The following is a 26617-nucleotide window of genomic DNA, read 5'->3' as shown; positions in this document are numbered from 1 at the left end:
GACCGATGCCTTCGTCGAGGACTGAAGGCGGAATTACAACCCTTGACGGAAAATTGCTTCCATGCGAACTGTGATATATCACGAGCAACGGCAGGCGTCTTGTCGTCCATCGCCTGCAAACTTCCGGAGGGGTCGAAATGCCGAGGCCGAACAAGGTTCTTATCGTCGGAGCGGGCATCGGTGGCCTGTGCGCAGCGACCGCACTCGCCCGGATCGGGGTCGAGGTCGACGTCATCGACATCAAGCCCGACAATTCGGTGCCTGGCGTCGGATGGGGCCTACGGACCAACGGACTGCGCGCGTTGCGCGAAATCGGGCTGCTCGAACCGACCCTCGCGATCGGCTTTCCGACGCCGCCGCTTACCTATTTCGATCGAAACGGACATCACGTCGTCGATATTTCCTATGGGCGGCAGTTCGATGGCATGCCCAACAACGTCCAGCTTCCGCGCCTGGGGTTCCTGGAGATGGCGAGCGCACGCGCGTTGGAGGCCGGATGCACGATCCAGATGTCGACGACGGCGGTCGACATCGAGCAGGACAGCGACGGCGCAACGGTAGAACTGAGCGACGGATCGTCGCGCCGATATGACCTCGTCATCGGCTTTGACGGCATCAACTCGAGTATCCGGCGATACCTGTTCGGCGAGAAGTACGTCCCCGTTCGCAGTGGCGGCGTGGCCTGGCGTGCGCCGATTCGCGCCCCGGATACGCTCAAGGGCGCGATATTCTGCCACGGGTTCGGCGGAAAGGTGGGGTTCGTGCCGCTGGCTGGCGGCATGATGTACGTGATTGTCACGCATCACGAGCCGGGCCGGCCGCGTCACGATCCCGCGGCGTTCGCAGAGACCATGCATCGAGTCGCGCGCGAGATGATGGGCGATTCCGATTTCATGTCGGCGGAGATCGACTCGCTGCGTACCGCCACGAATGTCGCCTACACGCCGCTCGATACGGTCCTGGTTCCTTATCCCTGGCATCGGGGGCGGGTCATGATCATGGGCGACGCCGCGCACGCCACCACACCGTATCTCGGTTCGGGGGCGGCGATGGCCATCGAAGACGGCGTGGTCTTTGCCAAGCTGCTCCAGAGCGACGACTCGCTCTATGACGTGCAAACCAAGTTCATGGCCAGGCGCTACCCGCGGGTGAAGACCGTGTGGGACTGGTCGCTGAAGATGATGCACGAGGAATTCGATTCCGCGACGCCCGAAGCGCTCGACCGGCGCCTCCACTATCTCGTCAACGAAGAGCCGGCGGCAATTGATTACATCAACCGCGTTCTGGAAAGTGATTACTGATGGCCACAGACCGTATCGCGAAGCTGTCCGTCAATGCGGGCGCTTCGATCGGCGACATGCGGAAGCTTCACGGTACGTCGGGCATACCCGCACCGGCCCCCGGCACCGACAGCGTCCCCGACATTCTGGGCGTGTGGAAGGCCGCGCATGTGACGCTTGTGCGGTCCTACGACTGGGTTTCGAGGCTGGATACGGTCGACAATCCGACCAGCCTGTTCCCCGACTGGTCGGCAGATCCCAGTGATCCTGCGAGTTACAATTTTGCCGCAACCGATGCGTGGGTCCGGCAAACCCGGGCGCTAGGGTCCGATATCCTGTTCACGCTGGCCAGCGAGATTCCGGCGAACAAGCAGCCGGTCCGTGATCTGGCGAAGTACGAGCAGGTCGTAGAGCATATCGTACGCCATTATGTCCGTGGCTGGGCCGACGGGTTCGAAGGTGCCGTCACCCATTGGGAATTCGGCGATCAGCCCGATTTCGGCAACCTGCACTTCTCCGGCACGCCCGATCAATTCTATCGCATGTACGCGGCCGCCGCGCGCGCGGTGAAGCGCGTCGACGCGGATCTGAAGTTCGGCGGCCCCTGTATCGCGTTCCCGTTGAATGAAGGTCCGTTCCGCGAGGGATTGCTGGAATTCATCAGGGAGCAGTCGCTGCCTTTGGATTTCCTGTCCTGGATGTGGTACGGCGACAACTCACGCGATCCGATGGACTTTCGCACGATCGCGGCAGAGGTCCGCGCGGTCGCCGACAAGCATGGCTTCAGCGATACCAGGCTTCTGCTCTCCTACTGGAGCATGACCGGCATTCCGACGGCGCAGTTCGAAGACGCCGACAACGCCGCGTTCATCGCGGCTGCGGCGGTCTACATGCAGGATTCGGCGGTGGACGAAGCAATTTTCTTCCGCGCCGACACCGGCACTGATTTCCACTATAAATTCAGGGATCCTGCCGGGATCTTTGAACCGGACGGGAGCGAGAATGCGAGAACGAGCGCGTTCCGTCTCGTCGGGCAGACATTGGCCATGTCCGAACGCCTTGCGGTCACCGGGGGAGACGAGAACGGATTTGCAGTGCTGGCCGGCCGCGCCCCGGACGATGACGTCGTTCGGATCTTGATTTCCAACTATGCGATCCCGGAGTCCTACCTGACCGCCCGTGATCGCGATGTGTTCGAATTTCAGGTGCCGATCGGCGCCGAGCGCGTGAACATGTCCCTGAACGTCCCCCCTCGGCGCATCGGCGCCAGAAGCGCCGGCTATACCGGCTACGCGCTCGAACTCAGCAACTTGCCCTGGGGCGAAGATCGCTACACCGTTGTTCGCTATCGCGCAGACGGGGAGCACAAAGGAGAAGTGCTCGCCTCGCAGCAGGGCGAAGGCGCATCCTTTACCCTTCAAGGCAGCCTTGCGGCGCCCGGCGTGGAACTCATCGAAATCACGCGCACGCCGTCGTAAAAGCGACCGCTTTCAGCCGGCGCCGGCGCGTGCACCCGGATGCAGGGCCGTGTTCGCGCCGGCTACCCCGGCACGAGCCAGCTCAGCTGACCCGGATCGGGCCAGACTGACCGCCGCATCCCTGCGCACGAACATGAAGGCGGCACCCCTCTGCCGCCTTCAATCATGCGATCGTGAGGATTTTGGCGTCCGAGTTGATCGACGGGAACGGCATATAGGAAATCCGCAGCCGCTGCGAGAATTCCAGCTGGTGCTCCCCGGGCTTCAGTCCACCACTCCGCTCGATCGTGATCGTCGCCGACGCGCCGAACGGCCAGCGCCGGTCAAACGCCGTTTCCATTTCGTCCAGGCTGAGTGGTCCATTGCCCTCGTCGAAGCGGATCGCTTCGCGCGGTACCGCCGCACCGTCGACGGTAACGTCCAATGCTTCCACCATCGAAAGGCCAAGGCCGCGATAATAGCCAAGCTTCGCGTCGAACGCGAAGCCGCTCGGCGCGTCCGCCGGGCCGACATTGCGCAGGCTGCCATCCACGATCAGATACTTGTCGAACATCAGCGGGCTCCCTCGGCTCGCGCGATCAGTTTTTCGAACATGCGATGCTGCCGGCGCACCTGCTCCCGGCTGTCGACCGCCTGGACGTCCTGAATCCAGCGATTGCCTTCATATTCGCTCGAGAGGTAGCCATCCCATCCGCCCGCGACCAGCTCGGGGATGACTTCATCGTACGCGTGGGTGGGGTCGCGGTCGTCTTCGGTCATCTCGTAGAACTTGGCCTGGATGTGCCGGAAATAGGGGATGTAGTCGCGAATCCGCTTCGGGTTGGCATAGGGCTGGTGGCGCAGGATCTCGGCCATGCGCACTTCGGCCGGATTGCCCTTCATCTTCACCGCTACCTCATAGATCGTGTACTCGGCCATGATCTTCTGCTCGTGCTGGTCGACGATGAACTGCGCGACCTCCGGGCGCGCGCCCTGGCGAATGAACCGGTCGCGGTAGACCGGCGGATAGTGCTTCATGAAGATGCCCATGTCGGGAAGCAGCCCGAGATGTTTCGTGCCCAGCCGGTCCGCGACCTCGACAGTGCGCAGGATCCATGCGTGTTCCATGTGCCAAGGCGCGTGAACTTCCACGCCCATGTGCACGTCGAGCTCCTCCGCGTAGGGCACGCAGCGCTCAAGGATGTCGGGCCGCACGAACACCAGCACGCGCATGTTGCGGATGCCCAGACGATTGCAGAGCACGAGATCGCGACGGATCGAGGCGACCTGCTCGTCGTCCGTCATCAACCGATCCTTGCGGACCTTGGTATCGAGGAACATGTCGTAGCAGGTGAGTTCGGTCCTGTGTTTGGCCATCAGGTCCTTCCACCACGCGACCTGGCGGTCGTCGATGTTCGGGAAGCTGGGCATGTTCTGCTCGGGTAGGATTTCGATCCCCTTGGCACCGATCGACGCGGCGAACGCGACGCAATCCTCGATGTTCATCTGTCCGAGGAACATCTCTTCCTGGAAGCTGTACAGGCTGACGCCCCGTTTCACTCTGGCAGCCATCTCGTCTCACTCCACTGATATCGTTTCGCTTCAGCTTTCGGCCCCGCGCCGGGATTGAAGCGGCGGCGCGCAACGGGTCCGGCATGGTCGAACTTCCTGCCCTGCGGCGGCGGTCACCGCTTCAGGCAGTGAAGATCGACGCATCGGCTGAGTTGCTCGCTGGGCATCGATGCTCGGCGTTGTTTCCGCCGCACGGAAACTCGGTTTGCCCCTCCTCTCCAGCATCTCCGGTCAACGATGGCCGGCTTCGACGAACCGTAACCAAGGCCCTTCATCTCCAAATTAGTATGAACGTTCTTATTTTTGTCAACCGAACTTTGCGCGTGTCACAGGGTGACCCCAGCCCTGGACCGGTGGAAAATGGAGGGGAGACGTCGCCGCGCGCATCACGGATTGAAGTGACGGTTCTAATTCTCTAAGCCTCGGCAAATTCAATCCGGAGAGGCCGTGGAATGCCGTCGTTGAAGGCCTATTGGCGCGGACTTTCGCTGAAGCCGCAGGGCATCGTGGTCATCCTCGCCGGGTTCCTGCCGATGATCGCGATCGTCGCCATGGGCCCCGCGGTGCCGACACTGATCGCGCATTTCGCAAACGATCCGGACGCCCGCGCGCAGGTGCCGGCGTTGATCGGCGCGCCAGGCCTGACCATGGCCATTCTGGCGCCCTTCAGCGGGTTGCTGGTGGACCGGTTCGGTCGCAGGCGATTGTTGCTGGTGGCGACAGCCTTCTACGCCGTGTTCGGGGCGGCCCCGCTGTTCCTCGATAGCCTCGATCAGATTTACGTATCGCGCCTTTTGCTGGGTATCTCCGAAGCGGGCATCCTCACGGTCACGAACACGCTGATCGCCGACTATTGGGATGACAAGGGGCGCAAGAACTGGCTGTTCCTGCAAAGTCTCGTCGGCCCGCTATTCGGCGGAATCGTCGGGCTGAGCGTGGGCCTGGCGAGCACGATCCAGTGGAACGGCGTTTTCTACATTTACCTCGCCGCCATTCCGGTATGGGCGGCGATGTTCGTCTGGTTGTTCGAACCGAAGAAAGCAGCGCACGAAGAACGGTCGACCGAACAAAAGGTACCACAGGGCGCCTTTCCGTGGCGGAGCGCAGTTGTGACTGGCCTCGTCACCTTTTTCGCCGCGATGCTCTATTATGTGTTCATCATCAACGGCGCGCTTGCGTTCGCCGAAGTCGGCGTGGCCGAACCGGATCGATATGCGCAGCTGATCTTCGTGCCGACGTTTTTCTTTCTTGTCGGCGCGGTGATTTTCCGCGTGCTGGCGAACCGCAGCTACCCGCTCCAGCTTGGCGTGTTCTTCGCGCTGTTGGGAACAGGGCTGGCGTCAATCGGCCTGGCCACGACGCCGACCATGATGGCAGCGGCGGTCGCCGTCCAGCAGATGGCGGCAGGCATGGCGGTGCCGACGTTGCTGGCCTGGACCCAATCGAAGTACGACTTCGGACATCGCGGCCGCGGAATGGGCATCTGGACCGCCGCCTTCTTCCTTGCGCAGTCGCAATCTCCCAGGCTCGTTCACGTCCTCGATCAGTTCACCGGATCGATGAAAGGCGCGTTCCTGACCGCCGGGATCATCGGCATTGCCGCGGGCGCAATCGGCCTCATGATCTCGCTGGCACTGCGCGCACCCCGCCAGGCAAATGCGTGACGATCAAATGCCGCACGAACGGCCCGCATCGGTTCGGTGACGAACGTCGTTGATCGTCAGTTCAACCTATGCGCGGCCGTGTTGACCCCTTTGGCATCGTTGACCTGCAGCAAGGGCGCGGTAGAGCCGATGTGGCGGGCGCTGACTGCGCGGACCCGCCATTGTCCCGCGAGCCGGAGATGGAATTCATAGTCGTAGAATTCGGTGATCATGCCGCCGTTGCGCAGGTCCATGACCGGGCCATAGGCCTCGACGTGCAGATCCCGCCAGGTCGCGCCGCGATTGATGACGACGGCGGTGATGAGGTGCCGGCTGCAATCGCCGACGCATTCGCGGATTTTCGATAGCAGATCGGTGAGCTCGGCCCTGCCGGCAAACGTGCCGCCCTCGCCGCATTCGAAGGTGCCGTCCCCCGTGAACAGCTCCAGCCAGGCGCGCGTATCGCCACGATCGATGGCGTGACAGAATCGCGCGAGCAGGTCGTGGACATCAAGTCGGGCGTGATGATCGATCGACATGGTTCTCTACCTCTCCTTCGTGACCTCGCCGCTTGTTCGCCGCGGCCGTGTTTCACATCGTTTCCGCTTCCGATCCGATAATCTGCTGATCGATGACGCCGAAGTTCGACGCCGCCGATCCGGCGTGCATCTTCACTCGATTCCCGAACGTCAGGAACGGGGTCCGCGGCGCGCCATGTTCGATCATCTCGATCGCGCGGCGTTCGGAAATGCAGGTGGATCCTACGCTCGCGTGATCGGGATTGGACACGGTGCCCGATCCGATGATCGTGCCGGCGGGCAGCGAACGACTATAGGCGGCATGCGCGATCAGCTCGTGGAAACCATAGGCCATGGTGTCGCCATTGGGGTTGCCGAACCATTGGCCGTTCACCTCCACCGTCAGCGGCAGGCAGACCCGGCCGTCGCGCCAGGCATCGCCCAGCTGATCGGGCGTCAGTGCGAAGGGGGCCATGCTGCAGGCAGGCTTGGCCTGCACCCAGCCGAACCCGGTCTTCATCTCGACCGGCGCGATGGCGCGCAACGACCAATCGTTGATGAGTACGATCAGGCGGATGTGCTGCAGCGCGTCGGCGGCACTGCACCCCATCGGCACATCGCCGGTGATGACCCCAAACTCGCCCTCGAAATCGATGCCGTCCGTTTCCCTGGGCAGTGGCACGTCGTCGGTCGGTCCAAGAAACTGGTGCGACAGCCCCTGATACATCAGCGGCTTGTCACTCTCGATCGGCGGCAGGTGGAACGCCTGCTGCATCAGCTCGCCATGCGTCGGAAAGGCCGACCCGTCGAGCCATTGCCACGCGCGCGGCAGCGGCGCGGCGAAGGATGCGGGGTCGACCGCCTCGCCCGGCTCGGCAGCAGCGGCGGCGGCGTGCAGCGCCGGCAGCGCCAGATCCCAGTGATCGAGCACTGTCTGGAGGGTCGGCCAGCCGGGCACCGGCGAGACGCGCGCGCCGTCGGCGCTCACCGCCACCAGCGTGCCGTCGCGCCCGCCGCGCTTGAGCGTCCCGAGCCTCATTCCTCGAAAATCGCCACGGCGCGGGTCCAGCCGGCCGAGGCGCCCTTGATCTTGTGCGGGAAGCAGCTGACGGTGAAGCCGTTGCCCGGCAGCACTTCGAGATTGTGCAGTTTTTCGAGGTGGCAATAGCCGATGTCGCGCCCGGCCTTATGCCCTTCCCAGATCAGCGAGGTGTCGCCGGTTTCCCTGACCTTCTCGGCGGTATGCGCGAATGGCGCATCCCAGCTCCATGCATCGGTGCCGGTCACCCGCACGCCGCGCGAGGTCAGGTACATCGTCGCTTCGTAGCCCATGCCGCAGCCGACATTGACGTAGTCCGGTTGGCCGAGCGCCTTGCCGGCCGCGGTGTTGACCAGCACGATATCGAGTGGTTGCAGGTCGTGCCCGATCCGCGCGAGTTCGGCCTCGACATCGGCGGCGGTGACGACATAGCCGTCGGCGAAGTGCCGGAAGTCGAGCTTCACGCCCGGGCGGAAGCACCAGTCCAGCGGCACCTCATCGATCGTGATCGACCGCTCGCCACCGTTCATCGTCGGGTGGAAATGATAGGGCGCGTCGAGATGCGTGCCGCTATGCGTCGTCAGCTTCACCCATTCGGACGCCGCGAAGCCGGCTTCGTCCGGCGTATCCTTCGCCGTCACGCCCGGGAAGAAGATGTCGAGTTCAGGCGCTGTGTCCATGTGCGTCTGATAGGTGATCTCGGGCTTCAGGAAGGGCGGATCGCTCACCACGTCGTTGCAGAGCGTGATCGACAGATCGACGAAACGGCGGCTCATGCGGTGGCACCTCCCAGCGTTTCGGCGAACCAGTCCGAGATGAGATCGCGGCCATAGGCCATGTTGTCCGCGCCGACATGCTCGACGCCCCCTTCACGCGCGGTGAAGATCACCTTTTCGCGCCGGGGCGAATTGACCAGCTGGTCGTAAAGGTCGTCGGCATAGGCGACGCTGATCTGGCGATCGTTCGCGCCATGGGTGACGAGGAACGGCACCTCGATCCGGTCCATATGACCGTTCAAGTTCATCGCCGCGGACTTGTCCAGGAAGTCGTCCTGATCCTTCGCGCCGAACGCCCAATGGACATGCGCCCAGTAATGCGGGACCGGGTTCTCGCCCTCGCGCGCCATGCGCTTGTCCTGCACCTCGCGCCAATTGTGGTTCGCACCCCACACCGCGCCGCTGGCGAAGCGCGGCTCGTACGCCACCGCGCGCGGCGCGAAATGCCCACCGAGCGAAATTCCGGTCATCCCGATGCGTTCGGGATCGACTTCGCTCTGCCGCTCCAGCCAGTCGACCGCCTTGCTTGCCCAGCTTTCGCTGTGCGGATCGACGGGGAGGCTCTGCAGCCGCAGTGCCTCACCCGAGCCGGGCTGATCGACGCACAGCGTCGAGATGCCGCGCCGCGCGAGCTCCGAGGGCAGCCGCGTCCAGTAGAGCAGCTCCTTGCAGCTATCGAGGCCGTTGCAGAAGACGACGACCGGCTTCTTCCCCTCCCCCGGCGCGCGGGTGAACAGCGCGGGCATGGTGCCGCTTTCGAGCGGGATCTCGACACGCTCACGGTTGAGCTGCCCGAGGGCGGTCGAGCGATCGAACGCTTCACGTGCCTTGGCGTATGTCGCCTCTCGCCCTGGCGCGCCATGCCCCTGCATCCGCTCGGCGGTGAACAGGTAAAGCGACGCACGCTCCAGCTTGTTCGATGCCGAGAAGCTGCGCCCCTTCGCCTCGTCCTCCCCGGCGAGTTCGAGCAGCTTCTCGCCCATCGCGGCCCACGCCTTCATGAACTGCGGCGTGCCGGCATCCGCGCCATTGGCTGCCGCGTCCCGGATCGGCTGGCACATATCGACGATCTCGCCGATCTGCCCGCCGCTCTCCATCGCGATCGCGACCGACAGGTTCCAGATATAGTTGGGGAAATATTCAAACAGCGCCACGAAACTTCTGTCCTTCAGAACATGGGGTGGAGAATGGCGGAGGATGTCGGCATCGTGGCCGCGCCCGACAGCCCCACGCCGATCGCGACCGCTGCCCGCATTACAGTTCGGCCGGCCTGAACAGGCACGGATCGGCGTGCGGGTGTGGCATCGTCTGCGGACCGCCGACGCCCGTCCCCCACTGGTCCATCACCTGCGGACCGGGCACGTGAACCTGATCGACATGCGCGTCGAAGTCGACCTCGTCGAGTTCGGACGTATATTCGACCGCGAAACCGCCCGGTGTCGTGAAGTAGCTGAAGGTGTTGTTGCCGGCAGTGTGCCGGCCCGGACCCCAGCGGATATCGGTGCCGCGCTTCTTCAAACGGCTGGCGCCACGGAACATGTCGTCCACGGTCAGCATGTCATAGGCGACATGGTTGAGACAGGGCGGTCCGGGCAGGATGGCGAGGCGGTGATGCGCCGAATTGCAGCGCAGGAAGCACATGAAATCGCCGAGCCAGTCACTGACCCTGAACCCCAGCACGTCGACGAAGAACTTCACCGCCGCCTGATGATCCGGCGAATGCAGCACGATATGGCTGATCTTGACCGGCATGCCTTCCCAGCGCTGCATGTCGCGCCGGTCGCCGCGCGCTACGTCGCACGAAACCTCGAACGGCAGACCATCCGGCGAGAAAAAGCGGAAACCATAGCCCCCGCCCGGCCCGGTCAATTCGCGTGCTTCATGGATTAGTTTGCAGCCGGCCCCGGCCACCCGCACCTGCAGTGCATCGACATCGGCACGGCTGTCGGCAGCGAGCGCGATCACCTCGACGCAGTTGCTGGACGAGCGGTGCAGGCGGACGACGTGGTGCTCGTCATGGCCGTGCGTCTTGAACCAGGCGGTGTCGGCATCGGCCGCGACTTCGACCAGGCCCCAGTCGTCGGCGTAGAAGGCGCGTTCGGCATCGAAATCCTCGACGCCATAACCCACAAAACGGATCTCGGTCACTCGGCTCATCTTGTCTTCCTTCAAATCGGTTCGGCGGTGCGGGCGAACATCGCCGCCGTCGCATCAGAATTATCGATGGGGTCGCCCTCGCCGATCTGGCCGCGGCAGATCGACAGCGAAAGTTCGCAGACGAAGCGGCAGCGTTCGACGCGCCGCTCGCGATAGGCGGCAAAGGCAGCTTCCGGCACGGCGTGTCGCGCGACTTCTTCGGCCAGGACAACGGCATCCTCGATCGCGAGGCCGGCCCCCTGCCCCAGATGCGGCGTCGTCGCATGAACCGCGTCGCCGATCAGCACCACCCGGCCGACATGCCAGGGTCCATCCACGAACAGATGCTCGAGCGGGCGATAGACGACCTCTACATCATCCACGATCCGTTCGCCAAGGGCCTGAATGTCCGGCGCCGCGCTCTGGAGCTTGCCGCGCATCGCTGCGGCAAGGCCCTTGCGGGGATAGTGCGGGTTGCCCGGCTCAGGCGTGGTCACGAACATGTACATCGTGTCCGCACTCATCGGCACCAGTCCGATGCCCGTGGGCCCGTTGAAGACGCGGAGCGAATCGAGATCGTCGGGACGCGGCAGGTTGTAGCGCCATACCGACTGACCGGCGAAGCACGGTTGCGGCGCTTCGGGAAACAGCCGCGCGCGCAGGTTCGAATAGATGCCGTCCGCGCCGACGACGAAATCGAACCGGTCGTCCGTCCCGTCATCGAACTCGATATCGACACCGTCGTCATCCTGCGTCAGTGCAGCGACGGTGGTGCCCATGCGGATCTCGACACCGAGCGCGATCGCGCGATCGAGCAGCACGTCGTGCAATCTGCGCCTGCTCATCCCGACATTGGGCGGATAGCCTTCCGCCAGCCGGGGGGACGGCACCCGCGCGATGAGCGCACCGCCCGGCGCATGGATCGTCACCTGATCGAACGGCACACCGGCTTCGAGATAGGCATCGGCCAGGCCCAGTTGCGCCATCGCGCGCACGACATTGGCCTGCTGAATGATCCCGACGCCATAGATCGACCAGCGCGGATCGCGCTCGATGACGGTTACGCGCTGACCGTTGCGCGCGAGCGCGACGGCCGCCGTCAGGCCACCGATGCCACCGCCAACGATCAGACAGCGCTTACCGTCCAACACGCCTCTCCCGATTCAATATTAGAATGATTACTCTAAATAAGAGCGATGCGCGCGTCAACGCGGACCCGGCGAGCGCGTGCCGAAGATGTCGGCCGGCAGCCGCAGCGCGGCGATTGCCGATCCCAGCAGCAGGGTAACGAACACCGCGCTCGCCGGCGCCAGCCCGGCCAGCCGTCCTGCCCCCTCATCCGTCGCGGCCAGGAAGAAGGCCGCGCCGATCACCGCAACCCCCAGCGCGCCGCCGAGCTGTTGCGCGGTGCGCAGCGTCGCGCTCGCGGTGCCGGCATGGACGCGGTCGACATCGGCGACGACCACCGGCGGCAGCGGGCCGGCGACCATGCCCATGCCGATGCCCGCGAGCGACAGCAGGCCGAGCAGAAGCGGGCTCCCCCCGTCACCCGATGCGACGAGCGCCAGCGACAGGGCCCCGCCGCTCGCCAGCACTCCCGCGCCACACACCAGCAGCCAGCGGCCGAACCGCGGCAGATAGCGCTTCCCGATCAGGCTGATGCCCGCCATCACACCCAAGCTGAAGGGCACATGGATCAGCGCAGTCTGCAACGGCGACTTGCCCAGCCCCTGCTGAAGCGAGATCGCCAGCACCAGCAGAAACCCCGTCGCAGCGGAGGCAAAGGCGAGGATCGCGAGCAAACCCCAGCGGAACGTGCGCAGCTGGAACAGCATCGGCTCGATCATCGCCGGCAGGTCTTGGCGCCGTCGCGCCCGCGCACGAAGCCAGCCGGCATAGATCGCCGCCAATCCTGCCAGCCCGCTCACCAGTGTCCATGCCGGCCAGCCATGTTCCGACCCGTCGATCAGCGCGAGCAGGACGCCGGCGAAACCGATCGCGAACAGCGCTGCGCCGGGCATGTCGATCCGCAGCCCGTGCGCGCCGCGCGTGTGCGGGATCGTGCGGATGCCGAGCCACAAGGCGAACAGGCCGATCGGCAGGTTGATCAGGAAGATGAGCCGCCAGCCCAGACCGAACAGGTCGACTTCGATCAGCAGGCCGCCCAGGATCGGCCCGAGGATCGCGGCGAGCCCGCCGACCACGCCGAACCAGGCAAGCCGCGCGACCCGCTCCAGCGGCGTGAACAGCACTTGGACGATGGCCATCACCTGCGGGCCCATCATCGCCCCCGCCGCGCCTTGCAGCAAGCGCGCGATCACGAGCTGCTCGGGCGTCTGCGCGAGGCCGCACAGCGTCGATGTCGCGACGAACGCGCCGACCCCGATGAGGAACATGCGACGATAGCCGAACGCATCGCCGAGCCGGCCGCCGAGCAGAAGCAGCGAGCCGAGCACCAGCAGATAGCCGGCCACGATCCATTGCATTGCGGCAGGCGACGCATCGAGCACGCGGCGAATTTCCGGCAGCGCGGTATTGACGATGGTGGAGTCGGCGACTTCCAGCACCAGCGCGATCAGCACCGTGACGAAGGCGACGGTCTTCTGGCGACTGGTCAATGCCTCGCTCGCGCCCGCGCCTGCTGGCGCCTTGGCCGTCTCCGCCATCCGTCCCCCAATTCCGCGTCGGCAATGCGCGACGAGCGATGCGCGAGCCTTAATTAAAATGATGCTTCTATTATTCGGAATCTTCTCCTATCGTCAAGGCAAGCGGCTGGGCCCAACACCTCACAGAGCCGCGATCGTGGGAGACAGGTGCGTTGGACGCTTCACTAAAATCACGCACGCCGGGTGTGCCGCAGGGGGTGACTGTCATCGTCGCGGGCTTCCTGCCGATCATGGCGATCGTCTCGATGTTCCCCGCCGTCCCGGCGATGATCCAGCATTTCAGCGCCGATCCCAATGCGGGCTGGAAAGTGCCCGCAATGGTGTCCGCCCCCGGGCTGACGATCGCCTTGGTCGCGCTGTTCATCGGGATGCTGGTCGACCGGTTCGGCCGGCGCAAGCTGCTGCTGGTCTCGACGCTGTTCTACGGCGTGTTCGGCGCGATCCCCTTCCTGCTCGAATCGCTCGACGCCATCTATGCTTCACGCCTGCTGCTCGGCCTCAGCGAAGCGGCGATCCTCACCACGCTCAACACGTTGATCGCCGATTACTGGGACGATCGCGGTCGGCGCAACTGGCTGACGCTTCAGGGGCTGATCGGCCCGGGCCTCTCATCGCTGATGATCTTCTTCGCCGGGACGCTGACTGCGTGGCGCTGGAACGGCATTTTCCTACTGTACCTCGTCGCGTTCCCGATCTTCCTGGCGATGCTGCGCTACATGTACGAGCCGCGCGCCGAACAGCCGGCAGCAGCGGCAGGCGAGTCGGCCACGGCCGGCAACACGCCGTGGCGGGTGTTCGCGACGATCGGCGGCGTCACGCTGTTTTCGTCGATCCTCTATTATGTGTTCATCATCAATGGCGGGCTGGTCTGGCAGGAGCTGGGCGTCAGCGATCCAGGCAAGATCGGCCGGATCACCGCGCTGCCCAGCCTGTGCGTGCTGCTCGGCGCGCTGATTTACTGGGTGCTGGGCCGCACCGGCGTCAGTTCGCGCGGGCAATTGTCGGCGTTCCTCGCGGTGCTCGGGATCGGTCTCGCGCTGATCGGCCTCGCCGGCGACTGGCGCATGATGGTGTTCGGCACGGCGGTGCAACAGACCGGTGCCGGGATGGGCGTCGTCACGCTGATCTACTGGGCGCAGGGGCAGTTGCCCTATGCACATCGCGGCCGCGGCATGGGGCTATGGACCGCCTGCTTCTTCTTCGGGCAATTCGTCTCGCCGCTGATCGTCAGCGCGGTTCGCGGGCAGCTCGGCACCATGCAGGGCGCGTTTCTCGCTGCCGGCATTACCGGCGTGATCGGCGCGGTCGCGGTGCTGTTCCTGGTCGGCCGGAGTCGCCCCGGGACGATGACCCAGGCAGCGGCATGATCGGCTTCCGGCGCAGCTGTGCGATTGCCGCGCTGCTGACGACCCTGATGTCGGCCCCCGGATCGCTCGCGCAGCAACCGCCGCGATTTGTCCACGTCGTGATCGAAGCGCCGCGACAGCCTGGTGCCGAACCGCTCGCCACCGCGCCGAAACAGGGCCCGGACCGCGAGCAATGGATGCTGCAGAACGGTACGATCGGCGTGCGCAATGTCTCGCATCCGACGCTCACCCCGGTTCTTCCGGCCGGCCCTGCGACCGGCGCGGCGGTCATCGTCGCGCCCGGCGGTGGCTTCCTGGGACTGTCGATCGATGCCGAAGGGTGGCAGGTCGCGCGCTGGCTCGCCAATCACGGCATCGCCGCCTTCGTCCTCAAATATCGCGTCCTGCCGACACCGCGCGACAATGCGGTGTGGGACGCCGAGTTCAACCGGATGATCGGCGGCGAGAAAGTAAGCTTCGCCAACCCCAAGGACACGCCGCCCGAAGCGCTGGCGGACGGCCTCGCCGCGCTCGCGCATGTCCGCGCCAATGCCGCGCGCTATGGCGTCGATCCCGATCGCGTCGGGTTCATGGGCTTTTCCGCGGGCGGGTTCCTCACGCGATCGGTGGTGGCGCAGGGCGGCGCGACGATGCCCGCCTTTGCCGCACCGATCTATCCAAACATGGCTGCGATGGCCGTACCGGCCAACGCGCCGCCGATGTTCGTGACGATCGCGGCGGATGATTTCCTGCTCCGCGATGTCGATGGCTTCCCGCTGGTCGAATCCTATCGCAAGGCTGGCCGCCCGATCGAGTTTCACCTGCTCGCCAATGGCGGCCACGGTTTCGGCCTGGGCCGCCCCGGCACCGCGTCAGCGGGGTGGATCGAGCAATTCTACCGCTGGCTCGACAGCATCGGAATGCTCAAGCCAGCGGGCTGAGCGGGCTTTCGCCGGTTCAGAGCATCCCTTCCTTCAGCAGCCCTACTGCATGCGCCGACGCACGTGCGGTGAGCGCCATATAGGTGAGCGAGGGGTTCTGGCACGCGGTCGAGCTCATCTGCGCGCCATCGGTCACGAAGAGATTGGCGATGTCGTGCGCCTGGCTCCACTTGTTCAGCACCGATGTCGCCGGATCATTGCCCATGCGCGCGCCGCCCATCTCGTGGATCGCGCTGCCGCCCGGATTGGGCCGGTCGAACCCCATGATGACCTGCCCCCCGGCCTGGGTCATCATCTCGGCGGCATCCGCCTTGGCCTGCGCGAGCGCGGCATGTTCCTCGGCACCAAAGGCGAAATCGACCTTGAGCACCGGCAGGCCATTGGCGTCGGTACGACTGCGGTCGAGCGTGAGCCGGTTGCTCGCGCGCGGCACGCAATCGGCAAAGGCGACCAGCACCATCCGCCACGGGCCCGGCGGCTGCAACGCTTCCTTGTACGCAGCGCCGATGCCCGCCTCGCGCTTGCCGCGCGTCCAGCCCGATTGCAGCGCGCCGCCCTGATAGGAGAAACCGCGGCTGTGCCCGGCGCCATCCATCGCATCCATGTTGCGAAAGCGGGGGATGACGATCCCGGTCGGCCGGTTGCCGAACGTCGTCCATTGCTCGAACCCCGGCATCAGCGCGATCGCCGCCAGCGTGCTGGCATGATCCATAATGTGCGTGCCCAGCACGCCGCTCGTGTTGGCAAGCCCGTTCGGCATCGCGTCGCTGGCGGAGTTGAGCAGCAGATGGACCGAGTTGAACGCGCCGGCATTGAGGAACACCATCCGCGCGGTCGCGCTGGTGCGCGCCTTGGTCTTGGTATCGACCCAGCGCACGCCGGTCACGCGGCGCGTCGCGGGATCGTAATCGACCTTTTCCACCACCGCATCGGTCACCAGCGTCAGATTGCCGGTCTTCTGCGCTGCGGGGAGCGTGCTCGACTGGGTCGAAAAGTACGCTCCATAGGAACAGCCGCGCGCGCAGATCGACCGGCGCTGGCATTCGCCACGTCCGTCCTTCGCTTGCGTCAAATTGGCGGTGCGCCCGATCGTCAGCCGCCGCTCGGGCCAGCGCGCCGAGATCCGCTCGCGCACGGCCTGCTCGACCACGTTGAGCGCCATGGGCGGCTGGAACTTCCCGTCGGGCAATTGCGGCAGGCCCTCGGCAGCGCCCGACACGCCGATGAACTCCTCAACCTTGTCATACCACGGCGCGACATCGGCATAGCGGATCGGCCAGTCGGTGCCGTGGCCGTCGCGCGCATTCGCGCCGAAGTCATAGTCCGACCAGCGATAGGATTGCCGCCCCCAGGTCAGCGAGCGCCCACCGAGCTGATAGCTGCGGAACCAGGTGAAATCCGTCCCGTCACCGGTCGTGTAGGGATTCTCCGCATCGCTGACGAAATGCGGCTCGGTGAATTCGGTGAAATGCCGGTTGAGCATCTGCACCGGATATTCGCGGGCATATTTCTCGGCATCGCCGATCCCGCGGAACGGCATGTCCCACGGGGCCTTGGTCTCGTTCACATAGCCGGTCTGGTGCTCGATCATCCGCCCGCGTTCGAGCATCAGCACCTTGAGGCCCGCCTCGGTCAGCTCCTTTGCCGCCCAGCCCCCGGTGATCCCCGAACCGACGACGATCGCATCGAATTGCATGTCCTGCGCCATCAGCCGAAATCCACCGCGGTCCAGTCGCTCGAATAGGCGCGCGCGCCCGGCTTGATCGCCACTGCGGGATCGAAGAGGCCCGGCGTCAGCTCATAGTTCAGCTCGCGCGCGCCACCGGTCTCGGAGGTGTAATATCCGGTCAGGATCAATCCCTTCACCTTTTTCCATGGATGGTCGCCCTGCGCCGCATAGGCGTCGGCGTCGAGCTTGGTCAGCAATGCCGCGCGGCGCGCTTCGGGCTTGCCGATCCAGTCGCCATTTGCCGCGCGGTCGAGTTCCGCCTCCAGCCAGGCGACGAAGCGCAAGCTGCCGTCCGGGCGCATGTGCCCCATTGCGAGCGGCGGCAATGCATCGGACGCAGCTGGCCGGCGCGTCCCGTCCAGCCCGTGCTCGAGCGCGAGGATCACGAAATCGCCGACCCCGACATCGCCGGCCCCGGGGGTGCCGGTGCGCGGAACGACGAGCTGGCTGACCGCGCGCATCATTTTTCGCTGGCGGTCGGTCGGTGCGTCGTCATCGGTCTGCCGTGACAGCATCGATACGGCTGCGGGCATCCCGACTACGGCCGCCAGCAGTGCCACCGCACCACCCAATTCGCGTCTGGTCCATCCCGCTTGGGACATGGTTTTCCCTCTCCCCGCCGATCCTTGCCGACCTCGAACTCGGCTGTTATCAGAATGCATATTCTATTTCTAGCGGGAGAGTTGGATGCTTCGCATGTCGCGCATGATGCCATTGGGCACGCCCGCACCCGACTTCGCACTCACCGACACGACCGGCACCGTGCGCACGCTGGCGGATGTCGCGGGTCCGCAGGGTCTGGTCGTCGCGTTCATCTGCAACCACTGCCCGTTCGTGCTGCATGTGATCGATGGCTTCGTCGCGTTCGCGGAGGAGTATCAGAAGCGCGGCATCGGCGTGGTGGCGATCTCGTCGAACGATATCGTCGAATTCCCCGAGGACGATTTCGAGCATATGGTGGCATTCGCTGCCGATCGCGGCTTCACCTTCCCCTATCTCCACGATTCGGACCAGCGTGTGGCGATCGCCTATGAAGCGATCTGCACGCCCGATTTCTTCCTGTTCGATGGCGACCTGCGGCTCTTCTATGCCGGACAGTTCGACGCGAGCCGACCCAGGATCGACCGTCCCCCCGTGCCGGGACTGCCGCCGCTGCGGACGGATCTCCCGGTGACCGGCGCGGACCTGCGCGGCGCCGCGGACGTACTGCTGGCCGGCGGGCAGCCGCCCCAGCCGCAGCGACCGAGCGCAGGCTGTTCGATCAAGTGGCTCGAGGAGAATGCGCCGACATGGGCGTGATGATCGTCGACCGCATCTGGGTGCCCTCCGCCGCGGTCGTGCCGCAGGAGCGAGGTACCGACTATTTCGCGCCGGTTGATGGCGCGGACTGGTCCGATGGGTTCGGATGGCATCGCGGGTTCTTCTCCAGCTTCCGCCTGCGCGCGGGCAAGGACGCCTGGTTCCACTTCCCCCTGCCAACGCCAGTCAGGCGTGGCGGAACGGCGATGGCGCTCGCCGAACTGTCGGTAATGTGGGAGGTGCTGGACGGCGCGCGCATCCACTGGATGGTGCTGCAGCATGGCGGGATGGAGCGCCTGCCGCTCACCGAACGGCTGGCGGAACCGCCGAGCGAGGCGGCGCCGTTCGATCCGCCCGAGCAATGGCGCGATTATTATCCGCTGTCCGATCGCCGCCTGACCACGTTGCCGTTCGAACCGGCGCTGCCGCTGCGGTTCGGGCTGCAGCTGTGCATCGGCGTCAGTGCAGCCGACACCGATGGCACGATCCGCTTTTACGGCGCAGGGGCGGGCTTCGCCTCCGCCGACTGAGCGTCCCCAGCGCGAAGCCGGGCGAGCTCGGCCCGGATCCGCGCCTGCTTTTCCGCCGACACATCGAACCGGCCGACGAGCCACGCCATCGCCAGCCCCGCGATCAGGATCAGCCCGGTGACGAACCAGGCAAGCGCACGCACCTTGTCCTGCGGCATCTGATCGACGGGGAGTCCGACGGGGAAGTCGATGATCCCGAGGAACGACCCCGCGAACAGGGCGACCAGACCGCTACCGACCTGAAGCCCGATGAACATGAAGCTGGCAACGAGCCCCTGTTGCGGCTTGCCGGTATTCGCCTCATGCTCGTCGCCAATGTCATAGGTGACGGTGTTGAACGGCACGACATACAGGCCATAGGCAACCCCGCCGAGCACGCGGAACGCCACCACGAACGCCCCGATCGCCGCCGTCGCGGGCAACGGCGCCAGCCCCAGCAGCGGCAGCAGCACCGCCCCCGCCTGAAGCAGGAAGAATGCGGCAAGGCCGGAGATCATCGCCGCCCGCGTGCCGATCCATTTCATCCAGGCCGGCGCGACGAACATCGCAAACAGCGACCCGCACACCCCAGCGATCAGCAGGCGCGGCGTCCAGCTGCCGTCCAATTGCCAGAAATAGGTGGCGAGATGCAGTGTCAGCTGATTGACCACCGAATTGACGAACAGCACCAGCAGCGCGACGAGCAACAGCCGCCCGACATTGGGCGTCAGCCGGATCGCCGCGACCAGGCGCCGGAACAGCTGCGGCAGCGTCTCGGGCGCCTCCGCGGCGACCGCGCGGTCGAGCGCCTCCACCTGCCGCATCCGCGCGCGCGTCGCGAGCAGGCCGACGATCATCAGCCCAGCGCCGATCGCCGCCACGAACAGGCCGAAACCCGGATAGGGCGCAGGGTTGAGCTGCGGCTTGCTGAACCCGCCTCCCGGTACGAAGAAATAGGCAAAGGCAACCCAGGGAACGGTCAGGATCGCCAGCTGATTGCCCATGTTTCGCATCACCGCGACGATGTTGCGCTCGCCGCTGTCGCGCGTCAGTTCGCCGCCCATCGCATAGGCGGGCACCGTCCAGAAGGAGATGCCGACCCGCGCCAGCAATCCAAAGCCGAGCAGCCAAGCGAACATCTGCCATTGCCCCAGATCGGCCGGCACGCGGAATACCATCGCGATGCCGATCGCGAACGGCAGCACCGCCGCCGCCATCAGCGTGTGCCGCCGCCCCAGCGGCGCGCGATCCATGCGGTCGGACAGCGCGCCGATATAGGGGTCGGCCACCGCGTCGAACACGAGGATGAGCGCGAGCGCGAGGCCGAGCCGGAACCCGTCCAGCCCGACCACCTGGGCATAATAGAACAGGACGAACGCGTCCCAGGCGAAGCTCTTGATCAGCTCCGGCATGGCGCAGGCCATGAAGCCGAACCGCGCCGGCCAGGCCAGGCGCGGCAGCTCCCCGCTCGCCGCGCTGGCCATCAGGCGATGCCCATGATGCGCTTGTTGAGGTCGCGATCCGCCCCGCCCGCGGCGAAATCGTCGAACGCATGTTCGGTCACGCGGATGATGTGCCGGTCGATGAACGGCGCCCCCTCCGCCGCCCCCTGTTCGGGATGCTTGAGCGCGCATTCCCATTCGAGCACCGCCCAGCCGGCAAAGTCGTTCGCCGCCATCTTGGAGAAGATGCCGCCGAAATCGACCTGCCCGTCGCCGAGCGAGCGGAACCGGCCGGGCCGGTCGACCCAGCCCTGGTACCCGCCATAGACTCCCGATCGGCCATTGGGGCGGAACTCGGCATCCTTGACGTGGAAGCATTTGATGCGCTCGTGATAGATGTCGATGAACGCCAGATAATCGAGCTGCTGCAGCACGAAATGGCTGGGATCGTAGAGGATGTTCGCGCGCGGATGGTTGTCGACGCGCTCGAGAAACATCTCGAACGTCACGCCATCGTGCAAATCCTCGCCCGGGTGAATCTCGAAGCCGATATCGACGCCCTCGCCGTCGAAATGGTCGAGGATCGGGCGCCAGCGCTTCGCAAGTTCGTCGAACGCATCCTCGACCAGACCCGCCGGGCGCTGCGGCCAAGGATACATATAGGGCCAGGCCAGCGCGCCGGAGAAGCTGGCATGTGCATTCAGCCCAAGTCGCCGGCTGGCGGTTGCCGCCTTCTTCACCTGATCGACCGCCCAGGCCTGCCGCGCGGCTGGGTTGCCGCGCACATGTTCGGCGGCGAAGCCGTCGAACTGCGCGTCATAGGCGGGGTGAACCGCCAACAGCTGGCCCTGCAAATGCGTCGACAGCTCGGTGATCGCGAGGCCGTGCGACGCGGCGATACCAGCCACCTCGTCGCAATAATCCTGGCTTTCCGCCGCGCGATCGAGGTCGAACAGGCGCTTGTCCCAGCTCGGAATCTGGATGCCCTTGTAGCCGAGCGAGGCGACCCAGGCTGAGAGGCTGTCGAGCGAATTGAACGGCGCGCTATCGCCAGCGAATTGGGCGAGGAAAATGCCCGGCCCCTTCAACGTCTTCATCGCTCTCTCCTCAAATCGTCAGATCGACCCAACCTGCGTCGTCGCGGCTTGCAGCCACCGCCGTTTCGATGAATGCCATGCCGCGCAGCCCCTCGGCGGCATCCGGCAGCAGCGGCCCCGCCTCACCCCGGAGCAGGCCAGCAAAGTCGCGGTACAGGTTGGCGAATGCCTCAAGATACCCTTCCGGATGCCCGCCCGGCGTGCGCGTCCGCGCGCGGGCATCGGCGCCGAGCGAGGCATCGCCCGCGCGGACGATCTCGGTCCGCCCGTCGATGCCGTGCAGGGTGAGTTCGTTGGGCGTTTCCTGCCGCCACACCAGCCCGCCCTTGTCGCCATAGACGCGGATGCGCAGCCCGTTGAGCTCGCCCACCTCGATCTGCGAGGCGAGCAGCACGCCGCGCGCGCCATTGTCGAAGCGCAGCAGGACCGAACAGTCATCGTCGAGCGCTCGGCCCGGGACCACGGCCGCAAGGTCGGCGAGCAGGCGCGTGACGCGCAGCCCGGTCACGAATTCGGCGAGCTGAAAGGCGTGGACCCCGATATCGCCGATGCATCCGCCCGCGCCCGATCGCGCCGGATCAACACGCCATTCCGCCTGCTTCCCTTCGGCGGGGCCGGCGAGCCAGCCCTGCGGATATTCGACCACGACCTTGCGGACGGTGCCGATCGCGCCCGCCGCGACCCGCGCGCGCGCCTCGCGCACCAGCGGATAGCCCGAATAAGTGTACGTGAGCGCATAGGGCCGCCCGGCCTGGGCGACGAGGTCGGCAAGTTCGCGCGCTTCGGCGAGCGATGCTGTCATCGGCTTGTCGCTCATCACCGCCACCCCGGCGGCGAGCGCGGCGCGCGCGGCCGTAAGATGATGATGGTTGGGGCTGACGATCGATACGAAATCGATCCCATCCGCGCGCGCAGCCTCGCCCGCGAACATCGTGTCGAGGTCGGGATAGGCGCGCTCGGGATCGATGCGATAGTCGGCCGCTGCCGCGCGCGAGCGGCCGGGATCGCTGCTGAACACGCCCGCGACCAGCTCGATCTCGCGATCCAGCTCCGCTGCGATGCGGTGGATCGGACCGATAAACGCCCCCGGTCCGCCGCCGATCATCCCCATCCGCAACCGCACGCCCGGTCTCCTCGTCACAATCCGGTGGTTGGCAACGCGGCCACATCGACGGCGAGCGCCGTTCCCGCGTCCTCGGCATGACGCGCGACACGCACCGCGACCCTGTCGCCGAGCGGAGTCCAACCCTGTTCGCCCCAACGCATGAAGCGGCGGCGCGTCAGGGGTACGCGCACCCGCGCACGCTCGCCCGGCGCGAGTTGGACCTTGGCGAAGCCGACCAGCGTCGCTTCGGGTTCGTCGCGATAGACCTGGACGACCTCGCTCCCCGCGCGCGCCGCAACGTTTCGAACGGTAACCGCGACTGCATCGCCCTCGACCGCGGCGTCCTGCCACTCGAAACGCGCATAGCCGAACCCCGCCCCCAATGGGTGCCGCGCCGGCTTGCCCGCCGCGATCAACCCGCGATACCCGAAGCGGACTCCGTCGGCGTAGCGCAGCTGACCAGCCGCATCGGGCTTGAGCGCATAGCCGGGATAATCGTCTTCATCCTTCGCGATCGTGACCGGCATGCGTCCGCCCGGCTCGCGGTCGCCCGCCAGCACTTCGGCAATCGCCTGCGCGAACCCTTCGCCGGGATACCAGGCGCTGATCAGTGCGGCGGCGCGATCCTCCCATGACGTGTCGAACGCGTGGCCGACATTGGCGACGATGACGGTGCGCGGGTTCGCGGCGGTGACGCGCGCGATCAGTTCGACCTGATCGGCGGCAAGCAGCGTATCGGGCCGATCCTTGCTCTCGACGCTCGAATCCGAGGTTTCGCCGACCATCAGCACCACCGCATCGGCGCGGCGCGCGGCGGCTTCGGCGGCGGCGAGCAGTTCCTCGCGGCTGCCCGGCGCACGGATGCCGTACCACAGGCCGTGAACGCGTGCGGGATCGAAGCTGAATTCGACCACGACGTCCACCGGCTTGCCCGCGCTCAGATCGACCTCGGCGACCATCGAGTCACCGGCCTTGAGCACCCCCATGACATCGCCCGGCGGGCAATGGGTCGTCGCGACGATCTCGACGCCGTCGACGCACATGCGCGAGACACCGGTGGCGCCGAGATGGAAGCGGTGGATGCCGTCGCGATCGGGGAGGTACACGCCGCTCGCGCGGATCGATCCGCCTTCGGCGAACCGCGCTTGCTCATGCACCCCGACGAACCAGACCAGCGAGTTGGCGTCGCGCGTCTCGCTCGACAACGGGGTGCCGGTGCAGTCGCCGCTGACGAAATAGTCGACCGTCATGCCATGCGTACAGCCATCGCCCAGATCGCGCGCGGGGCGCACCGGCATGGCGGGCAGGCGCGGCGCGGGATCGACGCCGGGCTCGAACAGAATGTCGCACTGCGCGCCGAAGCGTCCGCGGATCGCATCTACGGGCGAGGCAAGGTCGGGCGACACTGAAATCTTGGCGAAGGTTCCCCCCTGGAAACACGGGGCAGCGGCGTTGGGGCCGATCACCGCCAGCGTGTCGATCGTCTCCGGCGACAGCGGAAGCAGATCCCCCGCGTTGCGCAGCAGAACGAACCCCGCCGCCGCTGCCTCGACCAGCAGCGCGTCGATCTGGTGCGCGCTCAGCGGGCTCGCCTTGGCCCCCGTCGCGCGGCGCGCCAGACCGGCGACGCGTGTTGCCGCGTCATCGATGCGCGCGCGCGTCACCTTGCCCGACGCCACCGCTGCGGCCGCCTTGAGGCCCAGGAATCGCGCCGGCCCCGGCATCTCGAGGTCGAGCCCCGCATTCAGCGTCGGTTCGGTCGAATGGGTGCCGAACCAGTCGCTCATGATCGCGCCGCGATAATCCCAATCGCCCTTGACCACGGTCGTGAGCACATGATGCTGCTCGGCGCAGTGCAGCCCGTTGACCCGGTTATAGGCCGCTAGCATCCCGGCGCATCCCGCCTGCGCGGCGAACTCGAACGGCAGCAGATAGACTTCGCGCAGCGTCCGCTCATCGACCCGGACGTCGACCGTGTCACGATCGGTCTCGCTGTCGTTGCACACCAGATGCTTGGCCACCGACGCGGTGCCGGTCGATTGCAGGCCCGTGATCCAGGCCGCGCCCATGATGCCGGCGAGCAGCGGGTCTTCGGAGAAATATTCGAACGCACGTCCCGCCAGCGGGCTGCGCGCAAGGTTGATGTTGGGGGCGAGCACCGCGTCGACGCCGCGGCCGACCGCTTCCTGCCCGACCAGCACGCCGATCCGCTGCGCCAGATCCACGTCCCAGCTTGCGCCCAGCGCGGTGGCGCAGGGCGAGAGGCGCGCGATGTCGCGTTCGTCCACCTTGCCGCTGGCGATGCCCATCGGGCCGTCGCTCATCGTAAAGGACGGGATCCCCGCCTGGGCAATCGCCACGGACGACCACATTGCGCCGCCCGCGGTCAGCGAGGCGGCCTGGTCGAGAGTCAGATCTGTCATCAACGCAATCCGTTGCGCCGCGCGCGGACGCGCAGCTGACGGGCGGCGGGGCATTGTCGCCCGGCGCCGCCCGTCTGGTTCAGGCGGCGAGCGCCAGGTCCTTGCTGTCCTTGGTCGTCGGGACGAACGGCAGGTAGGATACCCGCATCCGCACCGCGAACTCGATCCGGTGGTTGCCCGGCGCCAGACCGCCCGGCTTCAGCGCGATGATCCGCGCCTTCTCGCCGAAATTCCAGCGATCGTCATAGACGGTTTCCATCTCGTCGAGCGTGTAGATCTTGCCGCGCACCGAGAAGCGCACGTCCTCGCGCGCGATCTTCTCGCCGTCCACGCTGACCTGGATGTCCTCGACCATCGAGAGCCCTAGGCCGCGATAATAGGGCAGGCGGCCGAGGAAGGCGAAGCCCTTGACCGCGCCGTCCTCGACGAAATTCTCGAACTGCTCGGTGCAGATCATCTTGTTGTCCATCATGGTCCCGCTCTCCCTTACGCGGCCAGCGCCGCCGGCGCCGGTTCGCCGATCAGCTTCGCCAACATCACCTGCTGGCGACGCACCTGCTCGACGCTGTCGGGTTCCTCGGCGTCCTCGATCCAGCGATTGCCCTCATATTCCGAGCAGATATAGCCGTCGTAACCGCCCTGGTTCAGCACCTCGACGATCTTGTCATAGGGGATCGACGGCTCGACATAGTCTGCGGTCATCTGATAGAATTTGCCGTGGATGTTGTGGATGCGCGCCATGTAGTCGAGCATCCGCTTGGGCTCGAACGCGGCATTGTGGCGCAGCACTTCGGCCATCGCGATCGACGGGCCGGTGCCGCCCATTTCCTGGACATTCAGGATCACATATTCGCTGAGCACGCGATCCGCATAGGCCTTGACGATATAGTCGGCGATGTTCGTCGGCACGCCCAGGCGCTTGAACTTCTCGACCATTACCGGCGGATAAGCGTGCAGGAACATCCCCATGTCGGGCAGGAAGCCGAGCGCGTCCGAACCGCTCTTTTCGAAGGCTTCGGCGTGACGGACGATCCACGGGTGATCGAAGTGCAGCGGCGCATGCACCTCGATCAGGATCTTGATGCCCTTTTCCTCGGCATAGGGGGCGGCGGCGACCAGCACTTCGGGCGCGATCGAAACCAGCGCGCGGATATATTTCGTCCCCAGCCGCGCGCCGAAGTCGACGTCGTTGCGCACGCTCGCGACCTGCTCGTCGAACGGCATCTCGCGGCCCTTGTAGCGCTTGTAGTCGAGCATGAAGTCATGGCTGACGGGCACGCAGTCATATTTGGCGATCAGCTGGTGCCACTCGTGGATCTTCGCATCCTCGACGCCGACTTCGGGCCAGCCCCAGAAGGTCTGCTCGCCGATCACCTCGATCCCGCGCGCGCCCATCTCGGCGCTGGTCCGGATGCAATCTTCCAGGGACATTTTGCCCTGAAACGTCTCGTTCTGATAGCTGTAGAGGCTCACGCCCCGCTTGATCGTACCCATAGACCCTCTCGCTTCATCGGCGACGGCGTATCCCGCCTGTCGGTGGCTCCCGCACTTGCGCTCGCCATTCATCCGAATTAGAACATTCATTCTATAAACACTCGGTCGCGTCAAGGCCGGATTTGACATGAGGGGGTCGCCGGCA

Annotated in this window: 24 protein-coding genes; 7 read left to right on the top strand and 17 right to left on the bottom strand. The window is 65.7% G+C overall.

Annotated features, from left to right (window positions below; all coding sequences use genetic code 11):
- The first annotated feature begins 77 nt into the window (after positions 1–77).
- Together ABS767_RS05710 and ABS767_RS05705 are read left to right on the top strand one after the other, a co-directional pair.
- Positions 78–1301, top strand: coding sequence for an FAD-dependent monooxygenase (locus ABS767_RS05710; protein WP_408078658.1), 1224 nt, complete (start codon positions 78–80; stop codon positions 1299–1301).
- Positions 1301–2758: a GH39 family glycosyl hydrolase gene (locus tag ABS767_RS05705; RefSeq protein WP_408077390.1), complete on the top strand. Its 1458-nt coding sequence runs from the start codon at positions 1301–1303 to the stop codon at positions 2756–2758. The genes ABS767_RS05710 and ABS767_RS05705 overlap by 1 nt, the downstream gene beginning before the upstream one ends.
- A gap of 163 nt (positions 2759–2921) precedes the next feature.
- On the opposite strand, the gene ABS767_RS05700 is transcribed toward ABS767_RS05705, so the two are convergent.
- A complete protein-coding gene (locus tag ABS767_RS05700) occupies positions 2922–3311 on the bottom strand; it encodes a C-glycoside deglycosidase beta subunit domain-containing protein (protein ID WP_408077389.1) in 390 nt (129 codons plus the stop codon).
- Positions 3311–4297, bottom strand: a complete 987-nt coding sequence (locus ABS767_RS05695) for a sugar phosphate isomerase/epimerase family protein (RefSeq protein WP_408077388.1) — start codon at positions 4295–4297, stop codon at positions 3311–3313. Before ABS767_RS05695 ends, ABS767_RS05700 begins: the two co-directional genes overlap by 1 nt.
- 464 nt (positions 4298–4761) lie before the next feature.
- On the opposite strand from ABS767_RS05695, the gene ABS767_RS05690 reads away from it, so the two are divergent.
- Positions 4762–5973: an MFS transporter gene (locus ABS767_RS05690; protein WP_408077387.1), complete on the top strand. Its 1212-nt coding sequence runs from the start codon at positions 4762–4764 to the stop codon at positions 5971–5973.
- 56 nt (positions 5974–6029) lie between these two features.
- Here the strand turns inward: ABS767_RS05690 and ABS767_RS05685 are convergent, their stop codons facing one another.
- The 7 genes from ABS767_RS05685 to ABS767_RS05655 form a co-directional block, all read right to left on the bottom strand.
- Positions 6030–6491 carry a nuclear transport factor 2 family protein gene (locus ABS767_RS05685; protein ID WP_408077386.1) on the bottom strand — a complete coding sequence of 154 codons (462 nt, stop codon included), beginning with the start codon at positions 6489–6491 and terminating at the stop codon, positions 6030–6032.
- A 52-nt stretch (positions 6492–6543) separates the two neighbouring features.
- Complete coding sequence (locus tag ABS767_RS05680; protein WP_408077385.1) at positions 6544–7509, bottom strand: fumarylacetoacetate hydrolase family protein; 966 nt, start codon at positions 7507–7509, stop codon at positions 6544–6546.
- On the bottom strand, positions 7506–8285 hold the full coding sequence (locus ABS767_RS05675) for a cyclase family protein (RefSeq protein WP_408077384.1): 780 nt from the start codon (positions 8283–8285) through the stop codon (positions 7506–7508). Before ABS767_RS05675 ends, ABS767_RS05680 begins: the two co-directional genes overlap by 4 nt.
- Positions 8282–9439: an alpha/beta hydrolase family protein gene (locus ABS767_RS05670; protein WP_408077383.1), complete on the bottom strand. Its 1158-nt coding sequence runs from the start codon at positions 9437–9439 to the stop codon at positions 8282–8284. The genes ABS767_RS05675 and ABS767_RS05670 overlap by 4 nt, the downstream gene beginning before the upstream one ends.
- Before the next feature lie 100 nt (positions 9440–9539).
- Entirely contained in the window at positions 9540–10442 is a 903-nt protein-coding gene (locus ABS767_RS05665; protein ID WP_408077382.1) for a VOC family protein, read from the bottom strand.
- Between the two features lie 11 nt (positions 10443–10453).
- Positions 10454–11572 (bottom strand): FAD-dependent oxidoreductase, encoded by a 1119-nt coding sequence (locus ABS767_RS05660; RefSeq protein ID WP_408077381.1) that lies wholly within the window; start codon positions 11570–11572, stop codon positions 10454–10456.
- Positions 11573–11626: 54 nt separating this feature from the next.
- Positions 11627–13087, bottom strand: a complete 1461-nt coding sequence (locus ABS767_RS05655) for an MFS transporter (RefSeq protein WP_408077380.1) — start codon at positions 13085–13087, stop codon at positions 11627–11629.
- Positions 13088–13284: 197 nt separating this feature from the next.
- Between ABS767_RS05655 and ABS767_RS05650 the strand changes: the two genes are divergently transcribed.
- Positions 13285–14454, top strand: coding sequence for an MFS transporter (locus ABS767_RS05650; RefSeq protein ID WP_408077379.1), 1170 nt, complete (start codon positions 13285–13287; stop codon positions 14452–14454).
- Entirely contained in the window at positions 14451–15374 is a 924-nt protein-coding gene (locus ABS767_RS05645; protein ID WP_408077378.1) for an alpha/beta hydrolase, read from the top strand. Before ABS767_RS05650 ends, ABS767_RS05645 begins: the two co-directional genes overlap by 4 nt.
- Positions 15375–15390: 16 nt before the next feature.
- Here ABS767_RS05645 and ABS767_RS05640 read toward each other — a convergent pair whose 3' ends face one another.
- Positions 15391–17082: a GMC oxidoreductase gene (locus ABS767_RS05640; protein ID WP_408077377.1), complete on the bottom strand. Its 1692-nt coding sequence runs from the start codon at positions 17080–17082 to the stop codon at positions 15391–15393.
- A complete protein-coding gene (locus ABS767_RS05635) occupies positions 17082–17705 on the bottom strand; it encodes a gluconate 2-dehydrogenase subunit 3 family protein (RefSeq protein ID WP_408077376.1) in 624 nt (207 codons plus the stop codon). Before ABS767_RS05635 ends, ABS767_RS05640 begins: the two co-directional genes overlap by 1 nt.
- An 85-nt stretch (positions 17706–17790) precedes the next feature.
- Between ABS767_RS05635 and ABS767_RS05630 the strand changes: the two genes are divergently transcribed.
- Both ABS767_RS05630 and ABS767_RS05625 read left to right on the top strand, forming a co-directional pair.
- Positions 17791–18402, top strand: a complete 612-nt coding sequence (locus ABS767_RS05630; protein ID WP_408077375.1) for a thioredoxin family protein — start codon at positions 17791–17793, stop codon at positions 18400–18402.
- Positions 18393–18932 carry a hypothetical protein gene (locus tag ABS767_RS05625; RefSeq protein ID WP_408077374.1) on the top strand — a complete coding sequence of 180 codons (540 nt, stop codon included), beginning with the start codon at positions 18393–18395 and terminating at the stop codon, positions 18930–18932. The genes ABS767_RS05630 and ABS767_RS05625 overlap by 10 nt, the downstream gene beginning before the upstream one ends.
- Here the strand turns inward: ABS767_RS05625 and ABS767_RS05620 are convergent.
- The 6 genes from ABS767_RS05620 to ABS767_RS05595 form a co-directional block, all read right to left on the bottom strand.
- A complete protein-coding gene (locus ABS767_RS05620) occupies positions 18896–20395 on the bottom strand; it encodes an MFS transporter (RefSeq protein WP_408077373.1) in 1500 nt (499 codons plus the stop codon). The two genes, ABS767_RS05625 and ABS767_RS05620, sit on opposite strands and share 37 nt — an antisense overlap.
- Positions 20395–21450: a sugar phosphate isomerase/epimerase family protein gene (locus ABS767_RS05615; protein WP_408077372.1), complete on the bottom strand. Its 1056-nt coding sequence runs from the start codon at positions 21448–21450 to the stop codon at positions 20395–20397. The genes ABS767_RS05620 and ABS767_RS05615 overlap by 1 nt, the downstream gene beginning before the upstream one ends.
- Positions 21451–21460: 10 nt before the next feature.
- Positions 21461–22561, bottom strand: coding sequence for a Gfo/Idh/MocA family protein (locus ABS767_RS05610; protein ID WP_408078657.1), 1101 nt, complete (start codon positions 22559–22561; stop codon positions 21461–21463).
- 26 nt (positions 22562–22587) lie between these two features.
- Positions 22588–24978, bottom strand: a complete 2391-nt coding sequence (locus tag ABS767_RS05605; protein WP_408077371.1) for a glycoside hydrolase family 3 protein — start codon at positions 24976–24978, stop codon at positions 22588–22590.
- A gap of 79 nt (positions 24979–25057) precedes the next feature.
- Entirely contained in the window at positions 25058–25450 is a 393-nt protein-coding gene (locus ABS767_RS05600) for a C-glycoside deglycosidase beta subunit domain-containing protein (protein WP_408077370.1), read from the bottom strand.
- A gap of 14 nt (positions 25451–25464) precedes the next feature.
- Positions 25465–26472 carry a sugar phosphate isomerase/epimerase family protein gene (locus ABS767_RS05595; RefSeq protein WP_408077369.1) on the bottom strand — a complete coding sequence of 336 codons (1008 nt, stop codon included), beginning with the start codon at positions 26470–26472 and terminating at the stop codon, positions 25465–25467.
- Positions 26473–26617: the final 145 nt, after the last annotated feature.

This window comes from Sphingomonas plantiphila (assembly GCF_046000505.1).
Classification (GTDB): Bacteria; Pseudomonadota; Alphaproteobacteria; order Sphingomonadales; family Sphingomonadaceae; genus Sphingomonas; species Sphingomonas plantiphila.
Note: the sequence above shows the minus strand (reverse complement) of the source record. Positions and strands in the feature narration are given on the sequence as shown.

What these genes read in the sequence shown, in the direction of transcription:
- ABS767_RS05600 (WP_408077370.1), bottom strand. Translation starts at nt 25,450, where the DNA reads ATGATGGACAACAAGATGATCTGCACCGAGCAGTTCGAGAATTTCGTC.
- ABS767_RS05605 (WP_408077371.1), bottom strand. Translation starts at nt 24,978, where the DNA reads ATGACAGATCTGACTCTCGACCAGGCCGCCTCGCTGACCGCGGGCGGC.
- ABS767_RS05640 (WP_408077377.1), bottom strand. Translation starts at nt 17,082, where the DNA reads ATGGCGCAGGACATGCAATTCGATGCGATCGTCGTCGGTTCGGGGATC.
- ABS767_RS05690 (WP_408077387.1), top strand. Translation starts at nt 4,762, where the DNA reads ATGCCGTCGTTGAAGGCCTATTGGCGCGGACTTTCGCTGAAGCCGCAG.
- ABS767_RS05615 (WP_408077372.1), bottom strand. Translation starts at nt 21,450, where the DNA reads ATGAAGACGTTGAAGGGGCCGGGCATTTTCCTCGCCCAATTCGCTGGC.
- ABS767_RS05685 (WP_408077386.1), bottom strand. Translation starts at nt 6,491, where the DNA reads ATGTCGATCGATCATCACGCCCGACTTGATGTCCACGACCTGCTCGCG.
- ABS767_RS05700 (WP_408077389.1), bottom strand. Translation starts at nt 3,311, where the DNA reads ATGTTCGACAAGTATCTGATCGTGGATGGCAGCCTGCGCAATGTCGGC.
- ABS767_RS05610 (WP_408078657.1), bottom strand. Translation starts at nt 22,561, where the DNA reads ATGGGGATGATCGGCGGCGGACCGGGGGCGTTTATCGGTCCGATCCAC.
- ABS767_RS05625 (WP_408077374.1), top strand. Translation starts at nt 18,393, where the DNA reads ATGGGCGTGATGATCGTCGACCGCATCTGGGTGCCCTCCGCCGCGGTC.
- ABS767_RS05665 (WP_408077382.1), bottom strand. Translation starts at nt 10,442, where the DNA reads ATGAGCCGAGTGACCGAGATCCGTTTTGTGGGTTATGGCGTCGAGGAT.
- ABS767_RS05675 (WP_408077384.1), bottom strand. Translation starts at nt 8,285, where the DNA reads ATGAGCCGCCGTTTCGTCGATCTGTCGATCACGCTCTGCAACGACGTG.
- ABS767_RS05595 (WP_408077369.1), bottom strand. Translation starts at nt 26,472, where the DNA reads ATGGGTACGATCAAGCGGGGCGTGAGCCTCTACAGCTATCAGAACGAG.
- ABS767_RS05680 (WP_408077385.1), bottom strand. Translation starts at nt 7,509, where the DNA reads ATGAGGCTCGGGACGCTCAAGCGCGGCGGGCGCGACGGCACGCTGGTG.
- ABS767_RS05645 (WP_408077378.1), top strand. Translation starts at nt 14,451, where the DNA reads ATGATCGGCTTCCGGCGCAGCTGTGCGATTGCCGCGCTGCTGACGACC.
- ABS767_RS05655 (WP_408077380.1), bottom strand. Translation starts at nt 13,087, where the DNA reads ATGGCGGAGACGGCCAAGGCGCCAGCAGGCGCGGGCGCGAGCGAGGCA.
- ABS767_RS05630 (WP_408077375.1), top strand. Translation starts at nt 17,791, where the DNA reads ATGCTTCGCATGTCGCGCATGATGCCATTGGGCACGCCCGCACCCGAC.
- ABS767_RS05620 (WP_408077373.1), bottom strand. Translation starts at nt 20,395, where the DNA reads ATGGCCAGCGCGGCGAGCGGGGAGCTGCCGCGCCTGGCCTGGCCGGCG.
- ABS767_RS05705 (WP_408077390.1), top strand. Translation starts at nt 1,301, where the DNA reads ATGGCCACAGACCGTATCGCGAAGCTGTCCGTCAATGCGGGCGCTTCG.
- ABS767_RS05635 (WP_408077376.1), bottom strand. Translation starts at nt 17,705, where the DNA reads ATGTCCCAAGCGGGATGGACCAGACGCGAATTGGGTGGTGCGGTGGCA.